Source organism: Hymenobacter sp. 15J16-1T3B, assembly GCF_020711235.1.
Taxonomy (GTDB): domain Bacteria; phylum Bacteroidota; class Bacteroidia; order Cytophagales; family Hymenobacteraceae; genus Solirubrum.
Map to the genome: position 1 here is coordinate 34,542 of NZ_JAJFAV010000008.1, position 21,051 is coordinate 55,592.

Below are 21,051 nucleotides of genomic sequence, written 5' to 3' on the forward strand. Positions count from 1 at the left end.
CTACGACTTGTGGACATCCTTTTCGACCTCAACCTCGACCACGCTTACGCCGAGCACCTGCGCCAGCAGCAACCCGATTCGGTGGCTGCCCAGGAACTCATCACCGACCTGGAAGACAAAATCGGGGCGGCGGTGAACCTGGTGTGGCAGCGCCACCGCACCCTGCCCGCCGTCGGCGACCGGGTGGAGGTGGACTCCGAGTGGGTCGTCATCACGGCCCGCACCTTTGGCCAGGACGGCTCGGTGTGGCTGGCGGCCGGCCGATTCGAAGTATAGTTGCCGCGGTGCCCGTCGGCGCCGCAGCCTTTTTTCCCAATGCCCGACGCTTCACTTCTTCTCGAGCGGCTGGCCCGGCAGCTGCAGCAGCGCGAGCAGGCCGGTACGCGCCGCCGGCTGCCGCCCCCGCCCGCAGCCGGGCTGGTTGACTTTGCCTCTAATGACTACCTCGGCCTGAGCCGGCACCCGGCCCTGCGCCGCGCCGTGCAGCAGGCTGCCGCTGATGAGCAGGCGGGCACCGGCAGCACCGGCGCCCGCCTGCTCACCGGCAACTCGGCCGCCGCCGAAGCCCTGGAAGCGCAGATGGCCGCCCTGCACGGGGCCGAGGCCGCCTTGCTTTTCACTTCGGGCTACGCCGCCAACCACGGCTTTTTCGCCGCCGTGCCCCAGCGCGCCGACGTGATTCTCTACGACGAGGCCTCCCACGCCTCGGTGAAAGACGGCATCCGCGGGTCTTTTGCCACGGCCTACAGCTTCCGCCACAACGACGTAGCCGACCTGCAGCGCCGCCTCGCCCGCCTGCAGTTGCCGGCCGGGGCCGCGGTGTTCGTGGCCGTGGAAGCAGTGTACTCCATGGGCGGCGACCAAGCCCCGCTGCGCGAATTGGCCGCGGCTTGCCGGGAAGTCGGCGCGCACCTCGTGGTCGACGAAGCGCACAGCGTGGGCGTGTACGGGCCGCAGGGTGCCGGGCTGGTGGCCGAACTGGGGCTGACCGAGCAGGTGCTGGCCCGCGTCGTCACCTTCGGCAAGGCCCTGGGTGGGCAGGGCGCGGCTGTGGTGGGCCCCGTCCTGCTGCGCGACTACCTGCTAAACTTCAGCCGGCCGTTTATTTACACCACTGCCCTACCGGCGTACACCGTGGCGGCCCTGCAAGCCGCCTACGACCTGCTGCCCACCCTCGACGCCGAGCGGCAGCTGCTGCGCGCCCGGGCCGCTTACCTGGCCGGGCAGTTAGCCACCTTGCCGGGCGCCGAGGTTTCGGCCAGCGCCGGCGTCATTCAGCCCCTGCGCCTGCCCCGGCTTAGCCCGGCCGAGGTGCGCAGCGTGGCCGCGCGGGTGCAGCAGGCCGGCTTCGACGTGCGCGCCATTGTGCCGCCCACCGTGCCCGCGGGCGGGCAGTGCCTGCGCCTGATCGTGCACAGTTTCAACTCCGAATCCGACATCGATGACCTCGTTTCCGCCCTCCGTTCGGCGCTGGCCTGAGCAGCCCGAGCGGCTTTTCGTTACCGGCATCGGCACCGACGTGGGCAAGACCGTGGCCGCGGCCATTCTCACCCAGAGCCTCGGCGCCGATTACTGGAAACCCGTGCAGGCCGGTGGCCTTGCCCATACCGACGCGGCCGAAGTGCGCCGCCTCGTTACGCACCCGGGCAGCTCCTTCCATCCCGAGCGGCACCGCCTGCAGCTGGCCGCCTCGCCCCACCGCGCCGCCGCGGCCGAGGGTGTACTGATTCAGGCCGCCGACTTCACCCTGCCCGCCACGCCTAATCACCTGGTGGTGGAAGGCGCCGGCGGGCTGCTGGTGCCGCTGGCCCCCGGCCTGCTCGTGGCCGAGCTGGTGCAGCACCTCGGCTTGGCCGTGGTGGTGGTCAGCCGGCACTACCTGGGCTCCATCAACCACACCCTGCTCACCCTGGAGGCCTTGCGGCAGCGCGGCATTCCGGTGCGCGGGCTGGTCTTCAACGGCCCCGACGACCCCATCACCGAAGCTGCCATCCTCGCCTACACCGACGCGCCGGTGCTGCTACGCCTGCGCCAGGAGCCCGAGCTGACGCCGCAGGTGGTGGAAGCCTACGCCCGGCAAGTGCAGTGGCAGCAGACTGACTCCGTGGGGCCAACCGTCCCGCCAAAACCTAAACCCAGCTAAACCTGGTTTTACGCCCGCGCCGACCGCAGCCGCTGCTTGAACGGTTTTACGCCGCCTGCGTGCTCAGTGCGCAGGTCTTGGTATTGCGGCAGCGCGGCTTGGTCGCGCACCTTTCGCCGGCCCCGCCGCGGGCCACTCATACCGCCGCTTTTTCTTCTCGACATGACCTTAGCCGAACGCGACGCTGCCGTCCTCTGGCACCCCTACACCCAGATGCAGACCGCCCCGCTGCCCATTGCGGTGGTTGGCGGCGAGGGCGCTTGGCTTGTAGCCGACGACGGCCGCCGCTACCTCGACGCCGTGGCCTCGTGGTGGGTGAACCTGCACGGGCACGCCCATCCCGTCATTGCCCGACGCGTGAGCGAACAGCTCGGTACGCTGGCCCACGTGATGTTTGCCGGCTTCACCCACGCCCCGGCCGTGGAGCTGGCCGAAGGGCTGCTGCGCGTGTTGCCCGCCAATCAGCGCCGCGTGTTCTACTCCGACAACGGCGCCACCGCCATTGAAGTGGCCCTGAAAATGGCCGTGCAGTACTTCTACCACCTGGGTCAGCCCGAGCGCCGCACCCTGGTAGCCTTCCGCGACTCCTACCACGGCGACACGTTCGGGGCCATGGCGGTGAGTGCGCGCTCGGCCTTCACCGCGCCCTTCGCCGAGCTGCTCTTCGACGTGCAGTACATCGACGTGCCGGTGCCGGGCCGCGAAGCCGAGGCACTGGCCCAGCTCGACGCCATTCTGCGGGAGCACGCCGTGGCCGCCTTCATTTTCGAGCCGCTGGTGCTCGGCACCGCCGGCATGGTCATGTACGAGCCCGCCGCCCTCGACGCGCTTATCCGCCGCTGTCACGCCGCCGGCGCGCTCTGCATTGCCGACGAGGTGATGACCGGCTTCGGGCGCACCGGCCGCCTGTTCGCCGCCGATTTTCTCACCGAGCAGCCTGATTTATTTTGCCTTTCCAAGGGCCTGACCGGCGGCACCATGGCCCTGGGCGCTACCACCTGCACGGTCGCCGTCTACGAGGCCTTTCTGAGTGAAGACCGCGCCCGCACCTTTTTCCACGGCCACTCCTACACCGCCAACCCCGTGGCCTGCGCCGCCGGCTTGGCCAGCCTGGAGCTGCTGCTTACCCCGGAGTCGGGCGCCGACCGGGCGCGCATAGCCGCCCGGCACGCCGCCGTTGCCGAGGAGCTACGCGGGCAGCCGGGCATTCGGGCCGTGCGGCAGCGGGGCACTATCCTGGCCGTGGAGTTCGGGGCCGATGGCACTTCCTACTTCAGCCGCCTGCGCGACGAGTTTTACGCCCTGGGCCTAGCGCGCGGCGTGGTGCTGCGCCCGCTCGGCAACATCGTGTACGTGCTGCCGCCCTACTGCATCCAGGACGAAGAACTCGACCTAGTGTACGAGGTGCTGCGCGCCATGCGGGCGCTGGTGCTGCGCCCCGCCGATACCGCCGCTGCCACGCATTTGCCCGAATTTCCGCTCAATGACTAATTCCGTCCTGCCGGCCGTCGTCATCCGTGGCTGGGGCAGCGCCTCGGCCCTGGGCGTGGCTTTCGACGCCGCGGCCCCGTACCCGTTCGGCCCGGACGCGCACCACGCCGGCTTGGCCGTGGCCGCCCTGCCGCCCGCCGCCGAAGCCGCCGTGGAGGCCCTGCGCCGCAGCCGCCCCGCCTACCGCGCCCTCGACCGCAGCGTGCTGCTGGCCCTGCTCACGGCCCGCCAAGCCGTAGCGCAAGCGGGCTGGTCGGTTGCTGCTGATTCAACCCCAGCCCTGCTGCCGGCAGCTGCCGAACCGGCAACGCTGGCCGTCAGCATCGGTTCCTCGCGCGGGGCGACCGAGCGGCTCGAGGCCTTCCACGCCGAGTTTCTGCGCACCGGCAGCGCGGCCCCCGCGGCCTCGCCGCTCACCACGCTCGGCAACGTGGCCAGCTGGGTAGCCGACGAGTTGGGCGGCGCGCAAGCGGCCATCAGTCACAGCAGCACCTGCAGCACAGCCTTGCAGGCCCTGGGCAACGCCGTGGCTTGGCTGCGCGCCGGCCTGGCGCAGCGCTTCGTGGCCGGCGGCACCGAGGCCCCGCTCACCGCCTTTTCCCTGGCTCAAATGCAGGCCGTGGGCATCTACTCCACCCTGCCGGCCGCGGACTGGCCCTGCCGCCCCGGCGCGGGCGGCGCGTCCACCTTCGTGTTGGGCGAAGGCGCGGCCGTGCTGGCTCTCGAAGCCGTGCCCGCCGAACAGCTGCGCCCCGGCGACTTGGTGCTGGAAAGTGTAGGTTTTGGCTTCGAAGCCACCGGCACCAAAACCGGCCTTACGCCCGACGGCCGGCACTTCCAGCAGGCCATGCGGCAGGCCCTGCAGCTGGCCGGCCTCGCTCCCGCCGATATTGACCTGGCGGTGCTGCACAGCCCCGGCACCCGCGCCGGTGACGCGGCGGAGCAGGCGGCGCTAGCGGCCGTGTTCGGGGCTGACTTGCCGGCTTGTACTTCCAACAAGTGGCTGCTCGGGCACACGCTCGGGGCTTCCGGGGCGCTGAGCGTAGCTTGGGCGCTGGAGCTGCTGCGGCGGCAGGAGCTGCCGCCGGCGCTGCCCTTCGCCAGCTGGCTTAATGAGCACCCGCTCCGCCGGCCGGCCCGGCGGGTGTTCATCAACGCGGCTGGTTTCGGGGGCAACGCGGCCTGCGCGCTGGTGCGGCGGGTAGCGTAGGGCGTGGACCGGGCGGGCAAAATGCCGTATGTTCGCCATGCCGCGCTTTTCCCACGTTGCTCCATGAAATCATTCGCGCTTCTCTCCGCCGTTCTGGCCCTTCCCTTTGCCGCCGCTGCCCAGCTGGCCCCACCGCCCGCTGATGCCGACATCCAAAAGATGGTGGGCGAACTTTCGGCCGACCGTCTCAAGGACGACATCTACAAACTGGTGAGCTTCGGCACCCGCCACACGCTCTCCGACACCAAGGACAAAAAACGCGGCATCGGGGCGGCCCGGCGCTGGGTGGAAGACGAGTTTCGCAAGTACGCCAAGGCCAGCGGCGGGCGCCTGAAAGTGGAGCAGGACACCTTCACGGTGAAGCCCGACGGCCGCCGCGTCGACGTGAAAACCGTCATGGCCAACGTCATGGCTACCCTGCCCGGCACCGACCCCAACGACAACCGCGTGTTCATCGTCAGCGGCCACCTCGACTCGCGCGTGACCGACGTAATGAACCGCACCGCCGACGCGCCCGGCGCCAACGACGACGGCTCGGGCGTGGCCACGGTGATGGAGCTGGCCCGCGTCATGTCGACGCGCAAGTTCCCCTGCACCATCGTGTTCGTGGCCGTGCAGGGCGAAGAGCAGAGTTTGATCGGCTCGGGCTACCTGGCCAAGAAAGCCAAGCAGCTGAACTGGAACGTGGTGGGCATGCTCAATAACGACATCGTGGGCAACTCCCACGGCCACGACCCGGACCTGAGCGACGCCGGCCGCGTGCGGGTGTTCAGCGAGGGTGTGCCCGCGAACGAGACGCCCGAGCAGGCCCAGCTGCGCCGGCAGCTCTCCTCCGAAAACGACTCGCCCTCCCGGCAGCTGGCCCGCTACGCCAAGCAGGCCGGCGAGCAGTACGTGAGCGGCCACCAGGTGGAGCTGGAGTACCGCCCCGACCGGTTTCTGCGCGGCGGCGACCATACGCCCTTCAACCAGCAGGGCTACGCGGCCATCCGCTTCTCGGAGATGAACGAGGACTTCACCCACCAGCACCAGGACCTGCGCACCGAAGCCGGCCGGCAGTACGGCGACCTGCCCGAATTCGTCGACTACGAATACCTACGCAAGAACACCGGCGTGAACCTGGCCACCCTGGCCGGCCTGGCCCTGGCGCCGGCGGCCCCGCAAAACGTGGGCGTGCTCACCGCCGGCCTCACCAACCGCACCCAGCTCAAGTGGGAAGCCCCCGCCACCGGCCGCCAGCCCGCCGGCTACGTGGTGCTAATGCGCGAAACGTCCTCGCCGGTGTGGCAGCAGCGTTTTCCGGCCCAGGGCCTCACGGCGGATCTGCCCCACAGCAAGGACAACTACATCTTCGGTGTGGCCGCGGTGGATGCCCAGGGGCACGAGAGTTTGCCGGTGATTCCCAAGCCGGTGCGCTGATGAACGGTTAAAGCCGTCTTGGGGTCAGCCGCCAGGGGTTGTAGACCCGCGCCAGAGCACGGGCGTTGTTGAGCGAAGGGCGTAGAGTACTCCGAGTTCAACAACGCTCTAGTCAATTTGGTATTCGCTCCCACACGTTTCCGTTCTTGGTCACGAATCGGACCACTCCTGACTGCTGGTCGTAGTCTACCTCGCTGGTTATTTCCCAGAAGGGGCTGCTACCAACGCGGTTTATGGCGATACTGCTTGCCCGGAAAGAAGTCACACTTGGGTACGTTTTTCCTCGAATGGTAAGCGCACGAAAATTCGTCACCGTCAAGTCCTCTCCAAATTCTAAATAATTAGAATAAGTCCCACCCATATCGTTGTGCTGCCCTGCATATCCAGGCCAGTAGAACTCAGCATTCAATCGTGACCTGTCGTAATGCTGATAAACCGGTATTCTCCTCAGGTCAAAATAGCCCAATAGACCTACGGAGTCTACGCGCTCAATCCGCATACTCCAATCGTCAAAGTAATAATCTAGATACTCAGTCTGAGCCCCGGATTGCCATAGGGGTACCTTTTCCCTACTTTCTACCCTGCCGACGCGATACTGCCGGCGCACATGCTGTTGATTCTCAAACGTCCATTGCTGCTCAGGAGCAAATTGTTGCCATTGCCGATCCGATGCAGTAAACGCGTAATATTTCTCCTCAGGGCACGGTGGCTCCGTTTGGAGCAGCCCGCATGAAGTCTGAGCCCCCGCTGCTACGATCAGAAATGGCAGAATTTTGGCGGCAGGCACTTTGAGAATATATTTCATAGCATCCAGGAGCGGTGATGCGGAAATAAGTATACACCAGAACAGACCAAGACGGATGCAAAGAGTTTGTGTCTTCAGACTCCTGGCAGTCGCATCACAAATTGATAAATAATTGACAATCTTACTATTACAACCACAAGATTCAATTTTATATATTATTTTACTTTTAGGCAATAGAAATTGCAGCAGAAACAAGGCAATGCGTACTTAGCCGATTGGCTGCGGCTACAGATTACATAGTGCGCGGCATACGGCACCTGTTGGTTACGACACTGTAGGCAACGCTGCTCCGGACGGATGGATAAGGCTCACTTGCCACCAATCACCCCAAAACCGAAAACCCTACCCTTTCATTTTGGTAGGGTTTTCTTTTGCGCTCCGACCAACAAACAAGCAACCATATACTAATCAAATATTTAGCAACAAGCACCCAACCCCGGCACACGGCGTGCGAAACACCCGGCACGAACGACGCTGTTCGTGCCTTACTTCGCCCCGAGTCATGAGTACCTTCTTTATCCTAGTTATTGTCGTCGCCGTCTTCCTGCTCCTGGGCCTGCGCATTGCGCAGGAGTACGAGCGGGCCATTGTGTTCCGCTTGGGCCGTTTTATTGGCGTGCGCGGGCCCGGGCTGTACTGGATCATTCCTTTCATCGACCGGCAGCAAACCATCGACATGCGCACCAAGACGGTGGACCTGGAGCAGCAGGAAACCATCACCAAGGACTCGGTGACCATCAAAGTCAACGCGGTGCTCTGGTTTCGGGTGGTGAACCCGGCCGACGCGGTTATCAAGGTGGCTAACTTCAACCAGGCGGTATACCAGCTTTCCGTCACGGCGCTGCGCAACATCATCGGCCAGCACCAGCTCGACGAGGTGCTCAAGTCGCGCGAGCAGATCAACCGCACCCTGCAGCTGATTGTGGATCAGGCCACCGAGCCCTGGGGCGTGAAGATTGAAATGGTGGAAATCAAGGACGTGGAAATTCCCGGCTCCATGCAGCGCGCCATGGCCCGCGAGGCCGAGGCCATCCGCGAAAAGCGCGCCCGCATCATCAAGGCCGAAGCCGAGCTGGAAGCCTCCGAGAAGCTCACCCAGGGCGCCCGGCAGATGCAGGACAGCCCCATGGCCCTGGAGCTGCGCCGCATGCAGATGCTCTCCGAAATTGGCATCGACAACAATACCACCACCGTGGTGCTCGTGCCCTCCGACTTCACCAACGCCGCCCGCGCCTTCTCGCAGATGGCCGGCCAGCAGGCCGCTCAGTAGGCCCCCTCCCCAACGTCGGCCCACCACGGGGCAGCTGTACCGCTCAAGTCACTTCACTCCTTCACCCAATCACGCTTTCACCGATGGTCAACGTAACCCGCCAGGCCGACATGGTCGTCTTCGACGTGCAGGGCCTGCACAAGCTCTGGGCCTTCAAAAGCCAGCTGCAGATTCCGGCCGCGCACATCCGCTCGGCCCGCCAGGATGCCGCCGCGCTGGGCGGCTGGTGGAAGGGCTGGCGCATGCCCGGCACCCACGTACCCGGCCTGCTCACGGCCGGCACCTACTTCAAGGACGGCCGCACCATTTTCTGGGACGTGCACGACGAGCATCAAGCCGTCATCATCGAGCTGGACCACGAAGAGTACGACCAGCTCATCATCGAAGTGCGCGACCCGGCCGCGGTGGTGCGGCTGCTCACCGAGGACCGCTAAGGCTACCGCCGATTCGCCCCAACCCGCCGGCTTCAGTGCCTCGTTTTCTCCCACTCTCCAACCATTTCGTCATCCATGGACTATAATCACGAACAAACCGTTGGCTGGGGCACTCTGGCCCTGCTGAACGCCGGCCTGGCCCAAAGCAAGGGCCGCAGCGGACTCAACTGGTTTCTGTTGTCGCTATTGCTGGGACCCGTGGCCACGTTGCTACTCGTCACGGCCTTTCGCCACCCGCCCGAGGTAATGGGCCGCTAGCTCAGTCGATTCCGTTGCGGCGCCAAACGTAACTCGATTCGTTACTCGTTGACGCAGAAGTTGCCCGGCCGGCCCTTGTGGTGCCCGGCCGGGCGCTGTTATCTTCGGCCCGCTCCATTGCCACTCGACCTATCCACTATGAAGTTTCCGCTCTTGCTGGCGGCCGCCCTGCTGGCGCGGCCTGCCGTGGCCCAGACGCCCGCTGCCCCTTCCGATTCGCCGCCTTACCGGGTAGCCGTGGGCGTGCTCGGCTCTTACCGCACCGTGGGGCTGCTCGGGGAGGTGCGGGCCCGCGGGCCGTGGGCGCTGAAGCTGGCCGCCGTGCGCCAGTCCGACGGCACCGTGCCCGGGGAATACAGCGCGGCCGGCATCGGGCTGCTGACCTATTATCTGCCCACCGCCCTCAAGACCGTGGAGCCTATGATCGGGGTGGGCGGCCTGTACTCGCGCTACCACTGGCAGCAGCGCGGCGGCCGCGGCAACGTGCACGATGTGAACGTGGGCGGGAGCTTCGGGGCCAACGTGCGCTTCCACCCGCACCTGCGCACGGGCCTGCAGCTGTTCGTGGCCAACGGCTTCCGGGCCGAATACGACGAGGGCGCCGCCACCATGCGCAAAGCCGGCCGGCGCCTGCTCGTGCTGCCCGCCCTCGCGCTGGAAGTGCTGCTCTAAGCCCGGGCAGGCCGGGGTTTCAAGACGCCTGATTACAAAAGCCTCCTCAACCAGCTATGCATTACCGCCAAGCCCTTCCCACCGACATTCCCGAACTGAGTCGGGTGCGCTTTGCCGTGCGCGAAAACGTGCTGAATAACCCGGGCCTCGTCACGCCCGCCGACTACGTGGACTACCTCACGCGCCGCGGCCAGGGCTGGGTGGCCGTAACCGATGACGGGCAAGTAGCTGGCTTTGCCATTGCCGACCTGCAGGGTCACAGCATCTGGGCCCTGTTCGTACACCCCGATTTCGACCAACGGGGCCTCGGCAAGCAGCTGCATGGGCTGATGCTGGACTGGTATTTCCAGCAAACCACTGAAACCGTGTGGCTGAGCACCGCGCCCGGCACCCGGGCCGAGGAATTTTACCGCCGCCAGGGCTGGCAGGAAACCGGGCGCACCAGCAGCGGGGAGGTGCGGTTTGAACTGACGGCGGCGCGGTGGACAAATCAGAAACTACTATAATGGCTAAGTCTCAACTTGAAGAACCCAGTAACGTTTACGAGTTATTGGACCTGGTTCGACGCCGCCCCGCGGCGTATCTCGGAGTCTTATGCTTGCAGCGGCTGATTGTCTTTATAGGAGGCTATTGTATGCACAAAGCATACAGTCGGCAAGGTGGCTCTGCGGAGGCCGAGCACTTTTTTCAGTTTCACGCTTGGGTTGCTCAAAAGCTGGGCTATGGGGAAAACTCTCGAGGGTGGGCCAGTCTGATAACCGAACAAAGGCCTGAACCAATGGCAGCCATGCTGCTTTTTTATCAATTGCTAGATGAATACAGGGGCTTGCACCCACGCACATTGGCAGTAACTTCTTACCAGCCTGCCGCCGCTCCGGATTCTTTCGTCGACTCCCTACATGCACCTGCAAAGGATAAAGGCCTGGTTACACTGACGATTGAAGAGGTTTTACCTAATAAAGATTGGATAGCGCTATATGCGAGGCAGGAAGGCGTTATTCTCAACCAGCTCCACGCCGATACTGTGGAGGCAGCTATGGCTATAGCGGAACGTAGTTATGGGATAGTACCAGGGGCCTGGGAAACGAAACTACACCTTTAGTTGCGCCATTATTTTACCCATTCACTATCAACACCATCTGACCACCAAGCACATCAGCGGCCGCGCGAAATCCCAGCCGCCGCGTACTTTCGGGGCATGACCCGCGCCTTGCTCACGCTGGCGGCCGCCCTGCTGGCCCTGCCCACCCTCGCCCAACGCCTCCACTCCCCTTCCCACAAGCTCGCGCTGCAGTTCGGCCTCAGCCCCGCCGGCGAGCCGACCTACCAGCTCAGCTACGGCGCCCGCGCGGTGCTGCGGCCCAGCCGCCTGGGCGTGGCCGTGCAGGGGCAGGCGGGCTTCGTGCAGGGCCTGACGGTGGTGCGCGTCGACTCCACAGAGCACGACGACACCTGGGCGCCGGTATGGGGCGAGGTCAAGCAGGTGCGCAACCACTACAAGGAGCTGCTGGTGACGCTGCAGCAGCCCGGGGCCGAGCAGCGGCAGGTGCAGGTGCGCTTCCGCCTGTTCGACGACGGGCTGGGCTTCCGCTACGAGTGGCCGCGCCAGCCCAATCTGCAGTACTTCACCGTCACGGGCGAGCAAACCGAGTTCAACCTGCCCGCCGACCACAAGGCCTTCTGGATTCCGGGCGACTACGACTCCAACGAGTACGCCTACACCACCTCGCGCCTAAGCCAGGTCAACAGCGCGAACATCACCCCTATCCAGGAAAAATCGGCGCCGCAGCGGGTGCAGACGCCGCTGATGCTCAAATCGGCCGACGGGCTGTACGTGAACATCCACGAGGCGGCGCTGGTCAACTACCCGGCCATGATGCTCAGCGTGAACCCGCAGTCCTTCGGGCTGGCGGCGCAGCTGGTGCCCGCCGCCACCGGCGCCGCGGCCTACCTGCAGGCGCCCGAGCACACGCCCTGGCGCACGGTGGTGGTGGCCGACAACGCCCCGGCCATCCTGGCTTCCAAGCTCATTCTGAACCTGAACGAGCCGAGCAACATCCAGGACCAGGGCTGGATCAAGCCGCAGAAGTTTGTGGGCGTGTGGTGGGAAATGCACGTGAACCGCTCCAGCTGGAACTACTCCGACGCCTCCAACCTCAAGCTGGCCGACACCGACTGGCAGGCGCTCAAGCCCAACGGCCACCACGGCGCCAACACGGCTAACGTGAAGCGCTACATCGACTTCGCGGCCAAAAACGGGCTGCAGAGCGTGCTGGTGGAGGGTTGGAACGTGGGCTGGGAAGACTGGGCCGGCAACTGGAAGGAGGAGGTCTTCGACTTCGTGACTTCCTACCCCGACTTCAGCGTGGCCGAGCTGCAGCAGTACGCCGCCAGCAAGGGCATCAAGCTCATCATGCACCACGAAACCTCCGGCTCGGTTACCAACTACGAGCGGCGCCAGGACCGCGCCCTCGACTTCATGAAAGCCCACGGCTACGATGCGGTGAAAACCGGCTACGTGGGCCGCATCATCCCGCGCGGGGAGCACCACGACGGGCAATGGATGGTGAACCACTACAACCGCACCGCCCAGAACATGGCCCAGCGCCAGATCATGGTCGACATGCACGAGTCGGTGCGGCCGACGGGGCTGCACCGCACCTACCCCAACTGGCTGGCCAACGAAGCCGCCCGCGGCAACGAATTCAACGCCTGGAGCGAGGGCAACCCGCCCGAGCACGAAACCATCCTGCCCTTCACCCGCCTCATGGGCGGCCCCATGGACTACACGCCCGGCATCTTCCGCATCAAGCTGGAAAGCTGGAACCCCGAGCGCAACAAGGGCCGACAGGTGCACACCACCCTCGCGAAGCAGCTGGCCCTGTACGTGACCATGTACTCGCCCCTGCAGATGGCCGCCGACCTGCCCGAAGCCTACGAGCAGCACCCCGACGCGTTCCAGTTCATCAAGGATGTGGCCGTGGACTGGGACGACACCCGCATCCTGCAGGCCGAGCCTGGCGAGTACGTGACCATTGCCCGCCAGACCAAGGGCAGCCGCGACTGGTACCTCGGCGCCATCACCGACGAGCAAGCCCGGCAGCAAACCGTGAAACTCGATTTTCTGCCCGCCGGCCAGAAGTACCAAGCTACCATTTACGCCGACGGCAAGGGCGCTTCTTGGGATAAAAACCCGGAAGCCTACCAGATCCGCCGGCAGACGGTGGACCGCAACACCACGCTCAAGCTGCAGCTGGCACCGGGCGGCGGCGCGGCCGTCAGCCTAAAGCCGGTCGGCGCCAAATAACCCGCCTTTCTTACCGGCCAATGCAAAAGCCCCGACCTGCAGCAGGTCGGGGCTTTTGCGTGAGAACGACGAATGCCGGCTTACTACCGCTTGCCGCCGACTTCCTTGAGCAGTTGCTCGTTCAGGCGGGTGTACTCGTCCTTGGTACGGGCGTTTTTCTCGCTTTTGACCAGGGCCAACGACTGCCGGGCAGCCTCAGCGGCTTCGGTTTTGCGCTCGGCCTTTTGCAGCATCTTGCCTTTCCAGTAGTAGCCGTAGTAGCTGGGCTGCTGCTTGATGGCCTCGTCGAGCCAGCTGATGGCCTGGTTGAGGTCCTTGTTGGTGCTGTAGTAGTACTGCGCGGCGGCGAAGTAGGGCTTTTTGTCGCTCTTCATGGCCTCCTGAATCTGGGCCATGATGCGCGCGTCGGGGTCGGCCACGATGGGCACGCTCACCCGCACCTTGTCCCAGCGCAAGGTCAGCTCGGCGGCTTCGGGCTGCAGGTTTTCCAGGCCCAGCGAAAAGCTTTCCAAGGCGGTGTTGGAGGTGCGCGGCTTGGCCGTCACGCGCAGCAGGTCGAGCTCGGGCCGGTAGTCATAGGCGCCCCACTGCGAGGTATCCTTGTTCAGAATGAAGGTCCATTCCTTCGGATCGGGAATGGTAAAAAGGGCGTAGGTGCCGGCCGGCACGTTCTGCCCGCCGAATTTCACGTCTTCGCCGAAACGGATGCGCGTGGACGAATTAGCGCCGGTGCGCCACACTTCTCCGTTGGGCACCAGCTTGCCGAATACTTCCCGGCCGCGCTTAGAAGGGCGGGCGTAGGTCAGCTCGATGTAGGAAGTGGAAAAATCCTCGCGCAGGCGCACGGTCGGACTCATGGCGGGCAGGTGGAGCTGCTGCGCTTGCAGGGTGGGCACGGCCAAGCAACAAAGGCTGCCGGCGAGAACGAGGGTCGGGAGTGTTTTCATGCAACAGAAACGGTGGGAACCGGGGAAGCTTCCCGCAAACATCGGCCCATTCCGGTGGGTATGGGCCAGCCCTGACCAAATTGTATTGTCGCACTTAGGTGCAAGGCCGGGACAACCCACAACAGGCCCGGCGGGCCTCGGCAAGCAACGTGCGGGCTCCATTTTTATTGTGCGCCTTCACTGCTTATTCGGCGGGAGCTTGCATTATTCATCGAAGCCCGCTGGCTGTCAGCCGATTCACCTCCCCTTTTCCGAACGAGCAGCGCATAATCACCTAGCAGACCAGGCCATAAGCATCCGCCCGCGAAATCGGCTGGCGAAATTCCCTGCTGCGCGAGCTGGCCCCGCCCGCCGCGGCGGAGGGCTTGCGCTTACATGAGTACTAGCAGTTGAAACCGCCCGGATGCTAATTTTTTACCGGTCGCCGCTGGAAATGGCCCGTTTCTGTCCGTACTTGCGGCCGCTAAGCCGGCGCTGCTCGCGCCCACGGCCTTGCCAACTACTGCACGATGCCCCTGACCCCGCCTTTTTTCACCCTCACCGCCGCTGGCTCGCCGAAGTCGGCCCAGGGCGGCATGTGTCTGGTGAGCAAGAAACGCAAGGGCGCGAAACGGGTAAAACACACCCGAAGCTGACCGTCGTCGCCTAGTTGCTCGTCCTCCCCGACTTTCCCAAATAGCCGCGCCGGTCCTCTGCTGAGAACCGGCGCTTTTTTGTTGCGTTTCATTCTGCAGTCGGCCCCATCGGCGGCTGCGCTTTCTGACCTCTTCCTTTCACCGATTCCATGAAAGTTCTCAAGTTCGGCGGTACGTCCGTCGGGACGGCCGAGCGGATGCGGGCCGTGGCCGGGCTGATTCAGGCCCCGACCGAACCGCGCATCGTGGTGCTGTCGGCCATGTCGGGCACCACCAACGCGCTGGTCAACATCGCCAAGCTGCTCTACGAAGGCGACACCACCGCCGGCTCGCTGCAGATCGAGGTGCTGCGCCAGCACTACCACATCGTGGCCCGGGAGCTGCTGCCCGAGGAACCCGTGGCCGCCGAGGGCCTGAAGCTGGTCGATGAGTCGTTCAAGAGCATTTTCGGCCTGACGCGCCAGCCCCTGTCGGCGGCCGGCGAAAAGGTGATTCTGGCCCAGGGCGAGCTGCTGAGCACCCGGCTGTTTCACCTCTACCTCACCCGCATCCGCGGCGAGCAAGCCGTGCTGCTGCCCGCGCTGGAGTTCATGCGCCTCGACGCCGACGAGGAGCCCGACGCGGCCTACATCCACGAGCACCTGGCCGAGCAGCTGGCCCAGCACCCGGACACCGAGCTGTTTATCACCCAGGGCTACATCTGCCGCAACGTGAACGGCGGCATCGACAACCTCAAGCGCGGCGGCTCCGACTACTCCGCTTCGCTGATCGGGGCAGCGGCCGGGGCCTCGGAAATCCAGATCTGGACCGACATCGACGGGCTGCACAACAACGACCCGCGCGTGGTGCCCGGCACCTACCCCATCCGCGAGCTGTCGTTCGACGAAGCGGCCGAGCTGGCCTACTTCGGCGCCAAGATCCTGCACCCGAGCTCGGTGCTGCCGGCCCGGGAGCACGGCATTCCGGTGCGCCTGCTCAACACCATGCAGCCCGAGGCGCCCGGCACGCTGATTTCGGCCCACACCGGCGACGAGGCCATCAAAGCCGTGGCCGCCAAGGACGGGCTGACGGCCATTCGCATCAAGAGCAGCCGCATGCTGCTGGCCTACGGCTTTCTGCGCAGCATTTTCGACGTGTTCGAGCGGTTCCGCACGCCCATCGACATGGTGACGACCTCGGAGGTGGCCGTGTCCTTGACCATCGACGACGCCTCGCACCTGCCGGATATTCTGGAGGCGCTGCGCCGCTTCGGCACGGTGGAAGTCGATACCGACCTGAGCATTGTGTGTCTGGTGGGCAACCTGGTGCAGGAGCACCACGGCGCCGCCGGGCAGGTGTTCGATACGCTGCGCGACGTGCCGCTGCGCATGATCAGCTACGGCGGCTCGCCGAACAACATCAGCATCCTCATCAACACCGCCGACAAGCAGCGCGCCCTGCTGGCCCTGAACGAAGGCTTGTTTCGCCGCGCCACCGTCACGCCGTAGCCGCGTCGTTGCGCGCAGGCCTGTTTCTACTTACCCCGCTCCAATGCCCCTGCATCTTCCGGCCGACCTTTCGACCCGGCCCACGCCCTTCTACCTCTACGACCTGGCCCTGCTCGGCCAGACGCTCGGGGCCGCCCGCGCCGCGGCGCAAGCGCACGACATTCAGGTGTACTACGCCCTGAAAGCCAACTCCAACGCGCCCATTCTGGCGCTGGTGCAGCAGCACGGCTTCGGGGCCGACTGCGTGAGCGGCAACGAGGTGCAGCGCGCCCTCGACAGCGGCTTCGCGCCCGACCACGTCGTCTTCGCCGGCGTGGGCAAGTCCGACGCCGAAATCAACCGCGCCCTGGACGCCGACATCTGGTGCTTCAACGTGGAGTCGGCGCCCGAGCTGGCCATCATCGACGAGCTGGCCGGGGCCCGGGGGCGCCGCGCCCGGGTAGCGCTGCGCCTGAACCCAAACGTGGACGCGCGCACCCACCACTACATCACCACCGGCCTGGAAGCCAACAAGTTCGGCATCAACCTGGCCGACTTACCGCAGGTGGTGGAGCTGCTCGGGCGCCTGCCGAACGTGGAGCTGGTGGGCCTGCACGTGCACATCGGCTCCCAGATTACCGACCTGTCGGTGTTCGAGACGCTGGCCGGCCGCGTCAACGAGCTGCAGCAGTGGTTTGAGCACCGCGGCATCCGGCTCGGGCACCTGAACGTGGGCGGCGGCCTGGGCGTGGACTACCACGAGCCCGACGCCCACTTGGTGCCCGACTTCGCGCAGTACTTCGGCATCTTCGGCCGGCTGCTGCAGCGGCGGCCGGGGCAGCAGGTGCACGTGGAGCTGGGCCGGGCCCTGGTGGCGCAGTGCGGCACCTTGGTGAGCCGGGTGCTTTACGTGAAGGAAAGCCAGCAGACCCGCTTCGCCATCCTCGACGCGGGCATGACCGAGCTGATCCGGCCGGCGCTCTACCAGAGCTACCACCGCATCGAAAACCTCAGTAGCCAGGACCCGGAGCGGCTCTACGACGTGGTGGGGCCCATCTGCGAGTCGTCGGATACCTTCGGCCGCCAAGTAGCCCTGCCCGAAACCCGCCGCGGCGACGTGGTCGTGCTGCGCACGGCCGGAGCTTACGGCGAGGTGATGTCCTCGCACTACAACTTGCGCGACAAAGCGGCGGCCGTGTACGTGGGGTAATTACTTTGCTCGGGGCCGCTGATAAAAGACGGCCCGCCGTTCCGAGCAAGAACGGCGGGCCGTTTGGCGTGGTGGCAGCGGAAAAGCGGGCTTATTGCAGCAGCACGCGCTGAAGTAGCGGCGCGCCCTGAACTGGCTGTACCCGGATAAGATAGAGGCCCTTGGGCAAGGCCCGCAAATCGATCGGCTGACCGACGGGCAGCGGCCCCTGCCAGGCCAAACGTCCCGCCAAATCGTGCACCTGCACGGTGCCGGCCAGGATGCCCGGGGGCAGCATCAACAGCCCGGTGCTCGGGTTCGGCGACACGCCCAGCGCGGCTGGCCGGGCCGCCGGCGCCGAGGCCGTGACCAACGTAGTGCAGTCCGTATATTGCGCATTAGTATACAGGTTCTGAGCGCCGGCGCTGTAGCACAGCAGCGCGCCGGTCAGCGGCGGATCGGAGCCGTCGCACCCAAAGTAGCCGGACCCGGAAACGAGCAGGAATGAGTTGATCGGGCCCAGGCCTTCGTAGACCCGCCCCCAGCGCTGTACAACATGGCCGGAAACAGCCGGCGTGAGCGTGTAGCTGGCCCGAAACCAGCGCCGCAGCCGACCCGCCACGAATTGTTGCCCCACGCTGTCGACGGTGACCCGGGCGCTGTACGAACACGCCGGCAGTATGCCGCCCACGACGATGGGCGTCGTCCACGAGTCGCCGGGCCCGACGCTGAAGTCGTACAGCTTCAGAAATTGGCCGCCCTCATAGATCCACACGGCGTTGGCATCGGCGGAAGTGTAGAGCGGCGGGTATGAATCCGCCGTGCTGCGGGAGTGAAACTTCAGCTGCCGCCGCAGTTTCTGACACGGCCGGCCCTGGATGGTCGTGTCGCCGACGTATTCCAGTCGCAAATCCCCGAGTCGGGGGCCCTGCACAAAAGTAAAATACGTCCAGCGCGAACCGGGCGCCCAGGCGGCGTTACGTTGGGCTTGAGCGCCCAGGCTGGCCAGCAACAGGGGTATTACGAGTAAAAGTTGTCTCATCGATCAAGCAGCAATAAAGGGTAAGCAAAGCCGATATCGAGCAGGCGGAGCGGTCTTGGTGCCCCACCCGGCGGCCCTTATTCCAGCACGATGCGGCGGCTCAACGTAGGAAAGCCGGCCTGCTGCACACTTACCAGGTAAAGCCCGCGGGGCAGTTGCTCCAGCCGCAGCCTGGCATCGGGGGTGCCCGCCAGCTGCCTAACCACTTGCCCCGCCGCGCTGAACACGCGCACGGTAGCGCGGGAGTAAGCCGCCGGCAGCTTCACCGTCAGCTCGCCCGGGCCCACCGTCGGGTACACCGCAAAGCCTTCGGAGGCCTTTGAGTTGCCGCACAGGCCGGTGGCCACGCCCTGGCAGTTGACCATCGTGCCCGTAATAATGAGTCCGGGCTGAGCGGCGGTGCTGAAACACTGGGCGAGGATCAAGCCGCCGAAATCGATGGCCTGACACGCACTGCTTACCGGCGTAAGGTAGTGCACCAGCGAGCCTACCCCCTCGTAGATGCGCGCGGAGCGGTAATAAGTCAGGGAAGGCCCAAGCTGGGCGTGCACCACAAACCAGCGCCGCAGCTGCCCGCCAATAACCTGCTGACCGACGCTGTCCACGGTCAGCTGCGTGGGGCCGCAGTGGTAGTTGCTCATCGGCGGGCCCTGGTAGGTCCACGAGTCGCCGGGCCGGGCGCTGAAGTCGTGCATCTTGTAGAACTGCCCGTTGGCGTAAATCCACACCCGGTCGGCGTCGGCCTTGGTGTACATGCGCCAGATTTGCGACGAGTTGGTGTAGGTCGCGTGCAGCACCTGACTGCTCTGGCCACCAATCACGGTATCAGCTACGTACGCCGTGCGCATGGGTAAGAAAACGGGCGGTGAGCCCAGCCCGGCCCAGAAGGTCATGTGCTGCCACACGGCGCCCGGCGGGCACCATAGGCCCCGGCCGGTTGACTGAGCCCCGGCGGCGGCTCCCAAACAGCACAACCAACAAACGAGTAACAGCTTTTTCATAGGCATTCGAGCTAACGGAGTTCATACGCTCCAGCTTGCTCAAATACCATACCGCCACCGTTGAAAGCCAATTTTCTTACCAGCGGCCGTAGAAAATCGTCCAGGGCCCCACGTGCTCGTGCTGGGGCAGGCGGCGGCGCAGGTACTCCCGCTCGGCCGGCAGTTCGCCCTTCACCAGCAGCACCGGGTGGCGGCGCAGCAGCGGTCCGAGCACGGTGGTATCGGCGGGGTCCTGCAGGTTGATGAGGTTTTGGTGCCAGGCCGGGCCATGCTCAAACTGCGTTTCGCGCTGCAGGGCCTGGTTGCCGTCGTAGAGCGAGACGGGCAGGCGGCGCTGGGCAAAAGCCAGGGACGGCAGCAACTCGTTGTAGATGAGCACGGGGCGGTCAGCCAGGTTCAACTCCTTGAGCCGCTGCGCCACCGGGCGGCTGCCGTTGGCCCGCGCTTCGATCTGGCCCAGAATCGGCTTGGCCGCCGCCAGCAGGCCCGCGGTGAAGAGCACCGTCAGCACCAACAGGCGCGGGGCCACGCGAACCTCGTCCCAGAACATGTGGGTGAACAGCAGCACCAGCAGACCCGCCGCCGGCCACAGCGCCGTCCAAGGCGCCACAACCAGGCCGTAGCCCACGCCCAACAGCGGCAGCAGGCACAGGCCGCCCAGCAGCAGCCCGAACAGGGCCATGAAGCCCACGTACCAGCGCAGCAGCACGGCGTCGGTGCGGCGACCGAGCAGCTCCACCGTGAGCAGGGCCACGCCGGGGAAGATGGGCAGCACGTAGAGCAGCAGCTTGGACTTGGACAGCGAGAAAAACAGCAGCGGCACCAGCACCCACCACAGCAGTACCGGTTGCCAGCGCCGGCCCAGCCCGCGCCAGCCGGTGCGCACCAGCTCGGTTATCAGCGCCGCCGACCACGGCAGGGCACCCACCGGCGCCAGCACCAGGTAAAACCACCAGGGCTTGGCGCGGTTGAAGGTGGCCGCGTTGGCGAAACGCTCCACGGTGTGCTCGAACAGGAAGTAGCGCACGAAGGCGGGGTTATCGGCCACCAGCACCAAGTACCAGCTCAGGCCTACCAGCGCGAACAGCAGGCCCGCCGCCAGGTGGTGCCAGTTCCAGGCGCGGCGCGGGCTGCCCTTGGTCAGGTGCTGGCCGATGACCACCATGGCCGGCAGCACCACGGCCACCGGGCCTTTGGTGAGAAAACCCAGCCCCAGCGCCACCCAGCCCAGGTACAGCCAGCGGGCGGCGGGGCGGCCGGCCGGCGTGCAGTGGTAGCGCAAAAAGGCGTAGGCCGCCAGCAGCTCCAGGGTAGCCAGGTAGGCGTCGGTGGTGACGTTCAGGGCCGAAATCAGCACCACCGGCAGCGTGGCGTAGACCACGGCGGCGGCCAGGGCCCGGCGCCGGTCGCGGGCGAAGACGAGCAGACCCAGCGCGTACACCAGGGCCACCTGCGCCAGCACCGCCAGCACCGGCAGCAGGCGCACCGCCCCGGCCGTGCCGCCAAACAGGCCCAAGCCTACGGCCGTGAGCCAGTAGGTGAGCGGGGGTTTGTGGAAGTGCTGAATGCCGAGCAGCCGCGGGTGCAGCCAGTCGCCGCCCGCCAGCATCTCGCGCCCGATTTCGGCGTAGCGGGCCTCGCTGCTCTCCAGCACGCCCCAGGCGTTGAGGTTCAGCAGGAAGGCCCCGCCGAGCACGGCAAGCAGCAGCCACAACCACAGGCGCGAGGACATCGGGGGCAAAGCAGGCATAGGCGGAAGGCG

20 protein-coding genes are annotated in these 21,051 nt (G+C 65.5%); 15 read left to right on the forward strand and 5 right to left on the reverse strand.

Annotated features, from left to right (window positions below; translation table 11 throughout):
* Positions 1-9 precede the first annotated feature (9 nt).
* The 6 genes from LJ737_RS14630 to LJ737_RS14655 all read left to right on the forward strand — a co-directional run bounded on the left by LJ737_RS14630 (position 10) and on the right by LJ737_RS14655 (position 6,263).
* Entirely contained in the window at positions 10-276 is a 267-nt protein-coding gene (locus tag LJ737_RS14630) for a hypothetical protein (RefSeq protein WP_227766965.1), read from the forward strand.
* A 39-nt stretch (positions 277-315) separates the two neighbouring features.
* Positions 316-1,479: an aminotransferase class I/II-fold pyridoxal phosphate-dependent enzyme gene (locus tag LJ737_RS14635; RefSeq protein ID WP_227766968.1), complete on the forward strand. Its 1,164-nt coding sequence runs from the start codon at positions 316-318 to the stop codon at positions 1,477-1,479.
* Positions 1,442-2,143, forward strand: coding sequence for a dethiobiotin synthase (gene bioD, locus LJ737_RS14640; RefSeq protein WP_227766969.1), 702 nt, complete (start codon positions 1,442-1,444; stop codon positions 2,141-2,143). The genes LJ737_RS14635 and bioD overlap by 38 nt, the downstream gene beginning before the upstream one ends.
* A gap of 162 nt (positions 2,144-2,305) precedes the next feature.
* Positions 2,306-3,634 (forward strand): adenosylmethionine--8-amino-7-oxononanoate transaminase, encoded by a 1,329-nt coding sequence (bioA, locus tag LJ737_RS14645; protein ID WP_227766973.1) that lies wholly within the window; start codon positions 2,306-2,308, stop codon positions 3,632-3,634.
* Positions 3,627-4,844: a beta-ketoacyl synthase N-terminal-like domain-containing protein gene (locus tag LJ737_RS14650; RefSeq protein WP_227766975.1), complete on the forward strand. Its 1,218-nt coding sequence runs from the start codon at positions 3,627-3,629 to the stop codon at positions 4,842-4,844. Before bioA ends, LJ737_RS14650 begins: the two co-directional genes overlap by 8 nt.
* Before the next feature lie 63 nt (positions 4,845-4,907).
* Complete coding sequence (locus LJ737_RS14655) at positions 4,908-6,263, forward strand: M28 family metallopeptidase (protein ID WP_227766977.1); 1,356 nt, start codon at positions 4,908-4,910, stop codon at positions 6,261-6,263.
* Positions 6,264-6,375: 112 nt separating this feature from the next.
* Here the strand turns inward: LJ737_RS14655 and LJ737_RS14660 are convergent, their stop codons facing one another.
* Positions 6,376-7,068: a hypothetical protein gene (locus LJ737_RS14660; RefSeq protein ID WP_227766978.1), complete on the reverse strand. Its 693-nt coding sequence runs from the start codon at positions 7,066-7,068 to the stop codon at positions 6,376-6,378.
* Positions 7,069-7,570: 502 nt separating this feature from the next.
* Between LJ737_RS14660 and LJ737_RS14665 the strand changes: the two genes are divergently transcribed.
* The 7 genes from LJ737_RS14665 (at position 7,571) to LJ737_RS14695 (ending at position 13,009) form a co-directional block, all read left to right on the forward strand.
* Positions 7,571-8,338 (forward strand): slipin family protein, encoded by a 768-nt coding sequence (locus LJ737_RS14665; RefSeq protein WP_227766980.1) that lies wholly within the window; start codon positions 7,571-7,573, stop codon positions 8,336-8,338.
* A gap of 83 nt (positions 8,339-8,421) precedes the next feature.
* On the forward strand, positions 8,422-8,772 hold the full coding sequence (locus LJ737_RS14670; protein ID WP_227766982.1) for a hypothetical protein: 351 nt from the start codon (positions 8,422-8,424) through the stop codon (positions 8,770-8,772).
* A gap of 75 nt (positions 8,773-8,847) precedes the next feature.
* Entirely contained in the window at positions 8,848-9,030 is a 183-nt protein-coding gene (locus LJ737_RS14675) for a hypothetical protein (RefSeq protein ID WP_227766984.1), read from the forward strand.
* Between the two features lie 138 nt (positions 9,031-9,168).
* Entirely contained in the window at positions 9,169-9,702 is a 534-nt protein-coding gene (locus LJ737_RS14680; RefSeq protein WP_227766986.1) for a hypothetical protein, read from the forward strand.
* Between the two features lie 56 nt (positions 9,703-9,758).
* Positions 9,759-10,208, forward strand: coding sequence for a GNAT family N-acetyltransferase (locus LJ737_RS14685; protein WP_227766988.1), 450 nt, complete (start codon positions 9,759-9,761; stop codon positions 10,206-10,208).
* A gap of 272 nt (positions 10,209-10,480) precedes the next feature.
* Positions 10,481-10,804 carry a hypothetical protein gene (locus LJ737_RS14690; protein ID WP_227766990.1) on the forward strand — a complete coding sequence of 108 codons (324 nt, stop codon included), beginning with the start codon at positions 10,481-10,483 and terminating at the stop codon, positions 10,802-10,804.
* Positions 10,805-10,900: 96 nt separating this feature from the next.
* Positions 10,901-13,009 (forward strand): glycoside hydrolase family 97 protein, encoded by a 2,109-nt coding sequence (locus LJ737_RS14695; protein ID WP_227766992.1) that lies wholly within the window; start codon positions 10,901-10,903, stop codon positions 13,007-13,009.
* Between the two features lie 83 nt (positions 13,010-13,092).
* Here the strand turns inward: LJ737_RS14695 and LJ737_RS14700 are convergent, their stop codons facing one another.
* On the reverse strand, positions 13,093-13,956 hold the full coding sequence (locus tag LJ737_RS14700) for a DUF2911 domain-containing protein (protein WP_227766994.1): 864 nt from the start codon (positions 13,954-13,956) through the stop codon (positions 13,093-13,095).
* Between the two features lie 784 nt (positions 13,957-14,740).
* On the opposite strand from LJ737_RS14700, the gene LJ737_RS14705 reads away from it, so the two are divergent.
* Positions 14,741-16,078: an aspartate kinase gene (locus tag LJ737_RS14705; protein WP_227766996.1), complete on the forward strand. Its 1,338-nt coding sequence runs from the start codon at positions 14,741-14,743 to the stop codon at positions 16,076-16,078.
* 43 nt (positions 16,079-16,121) lie between these two features.
* A complete protein-coding gene (lysA, locus tag LJ737_RS14710; protein WP_227766998.1) occupies positions 16,122-17,267 on the forward strand; it encodes a diaminopimelate decarboxylase in 1,146 nt (381 codons plus the stop codon).
* Between the two features lie 91 nt (positions 17,268-17,358).
* Here the strand turns inward: lysA and LJ737_RS14715 are convergent, their stop codons facing one another.
* The 3 genes from LJ737_RS14715 to LJ737_RS14725 form a co-directional block, all read right to left on the reverse strand.
* Complete coding sequence (locus LJ737_RS14715) at positions 17,359-18,288, reverse strand: T9SS type A sorting domain-containing protein (protein WP_227767000.1); 930 nt, start codon at positions 18,286-18,288, stop codon at positions 17,359-17,361.
* Positions 18,289-18,365: 77 nt separating this feature from the next.
* Positions 18,366-19,136 (reverse strand): T9SS type A sorting domain-containing protein, encoded by a 771-nt coding sequence (locus LJ737_RS14720; RefSeq protein ID WP_227767002.1) that lies wholly within the window; start codon positions 19,134-19,136, stop codon positions 18,366-18,368.
* Positions 19,137-19,365: 229 nt separating this feature from the next.
* On the reverse strand, positions 19,366-21,039 hold the full coding sequence (locus LJ737_RS14725) for an ArnT family glycosyltransferase (protein ID WP_227767004.1): 1,674 nt from the start codon (positions 21,037-21,039) through the stop codon (positions 19,366-19,368).
* Between the last annotated feature and the right edge of the window lie 12 nt (positions 21,040-21,051).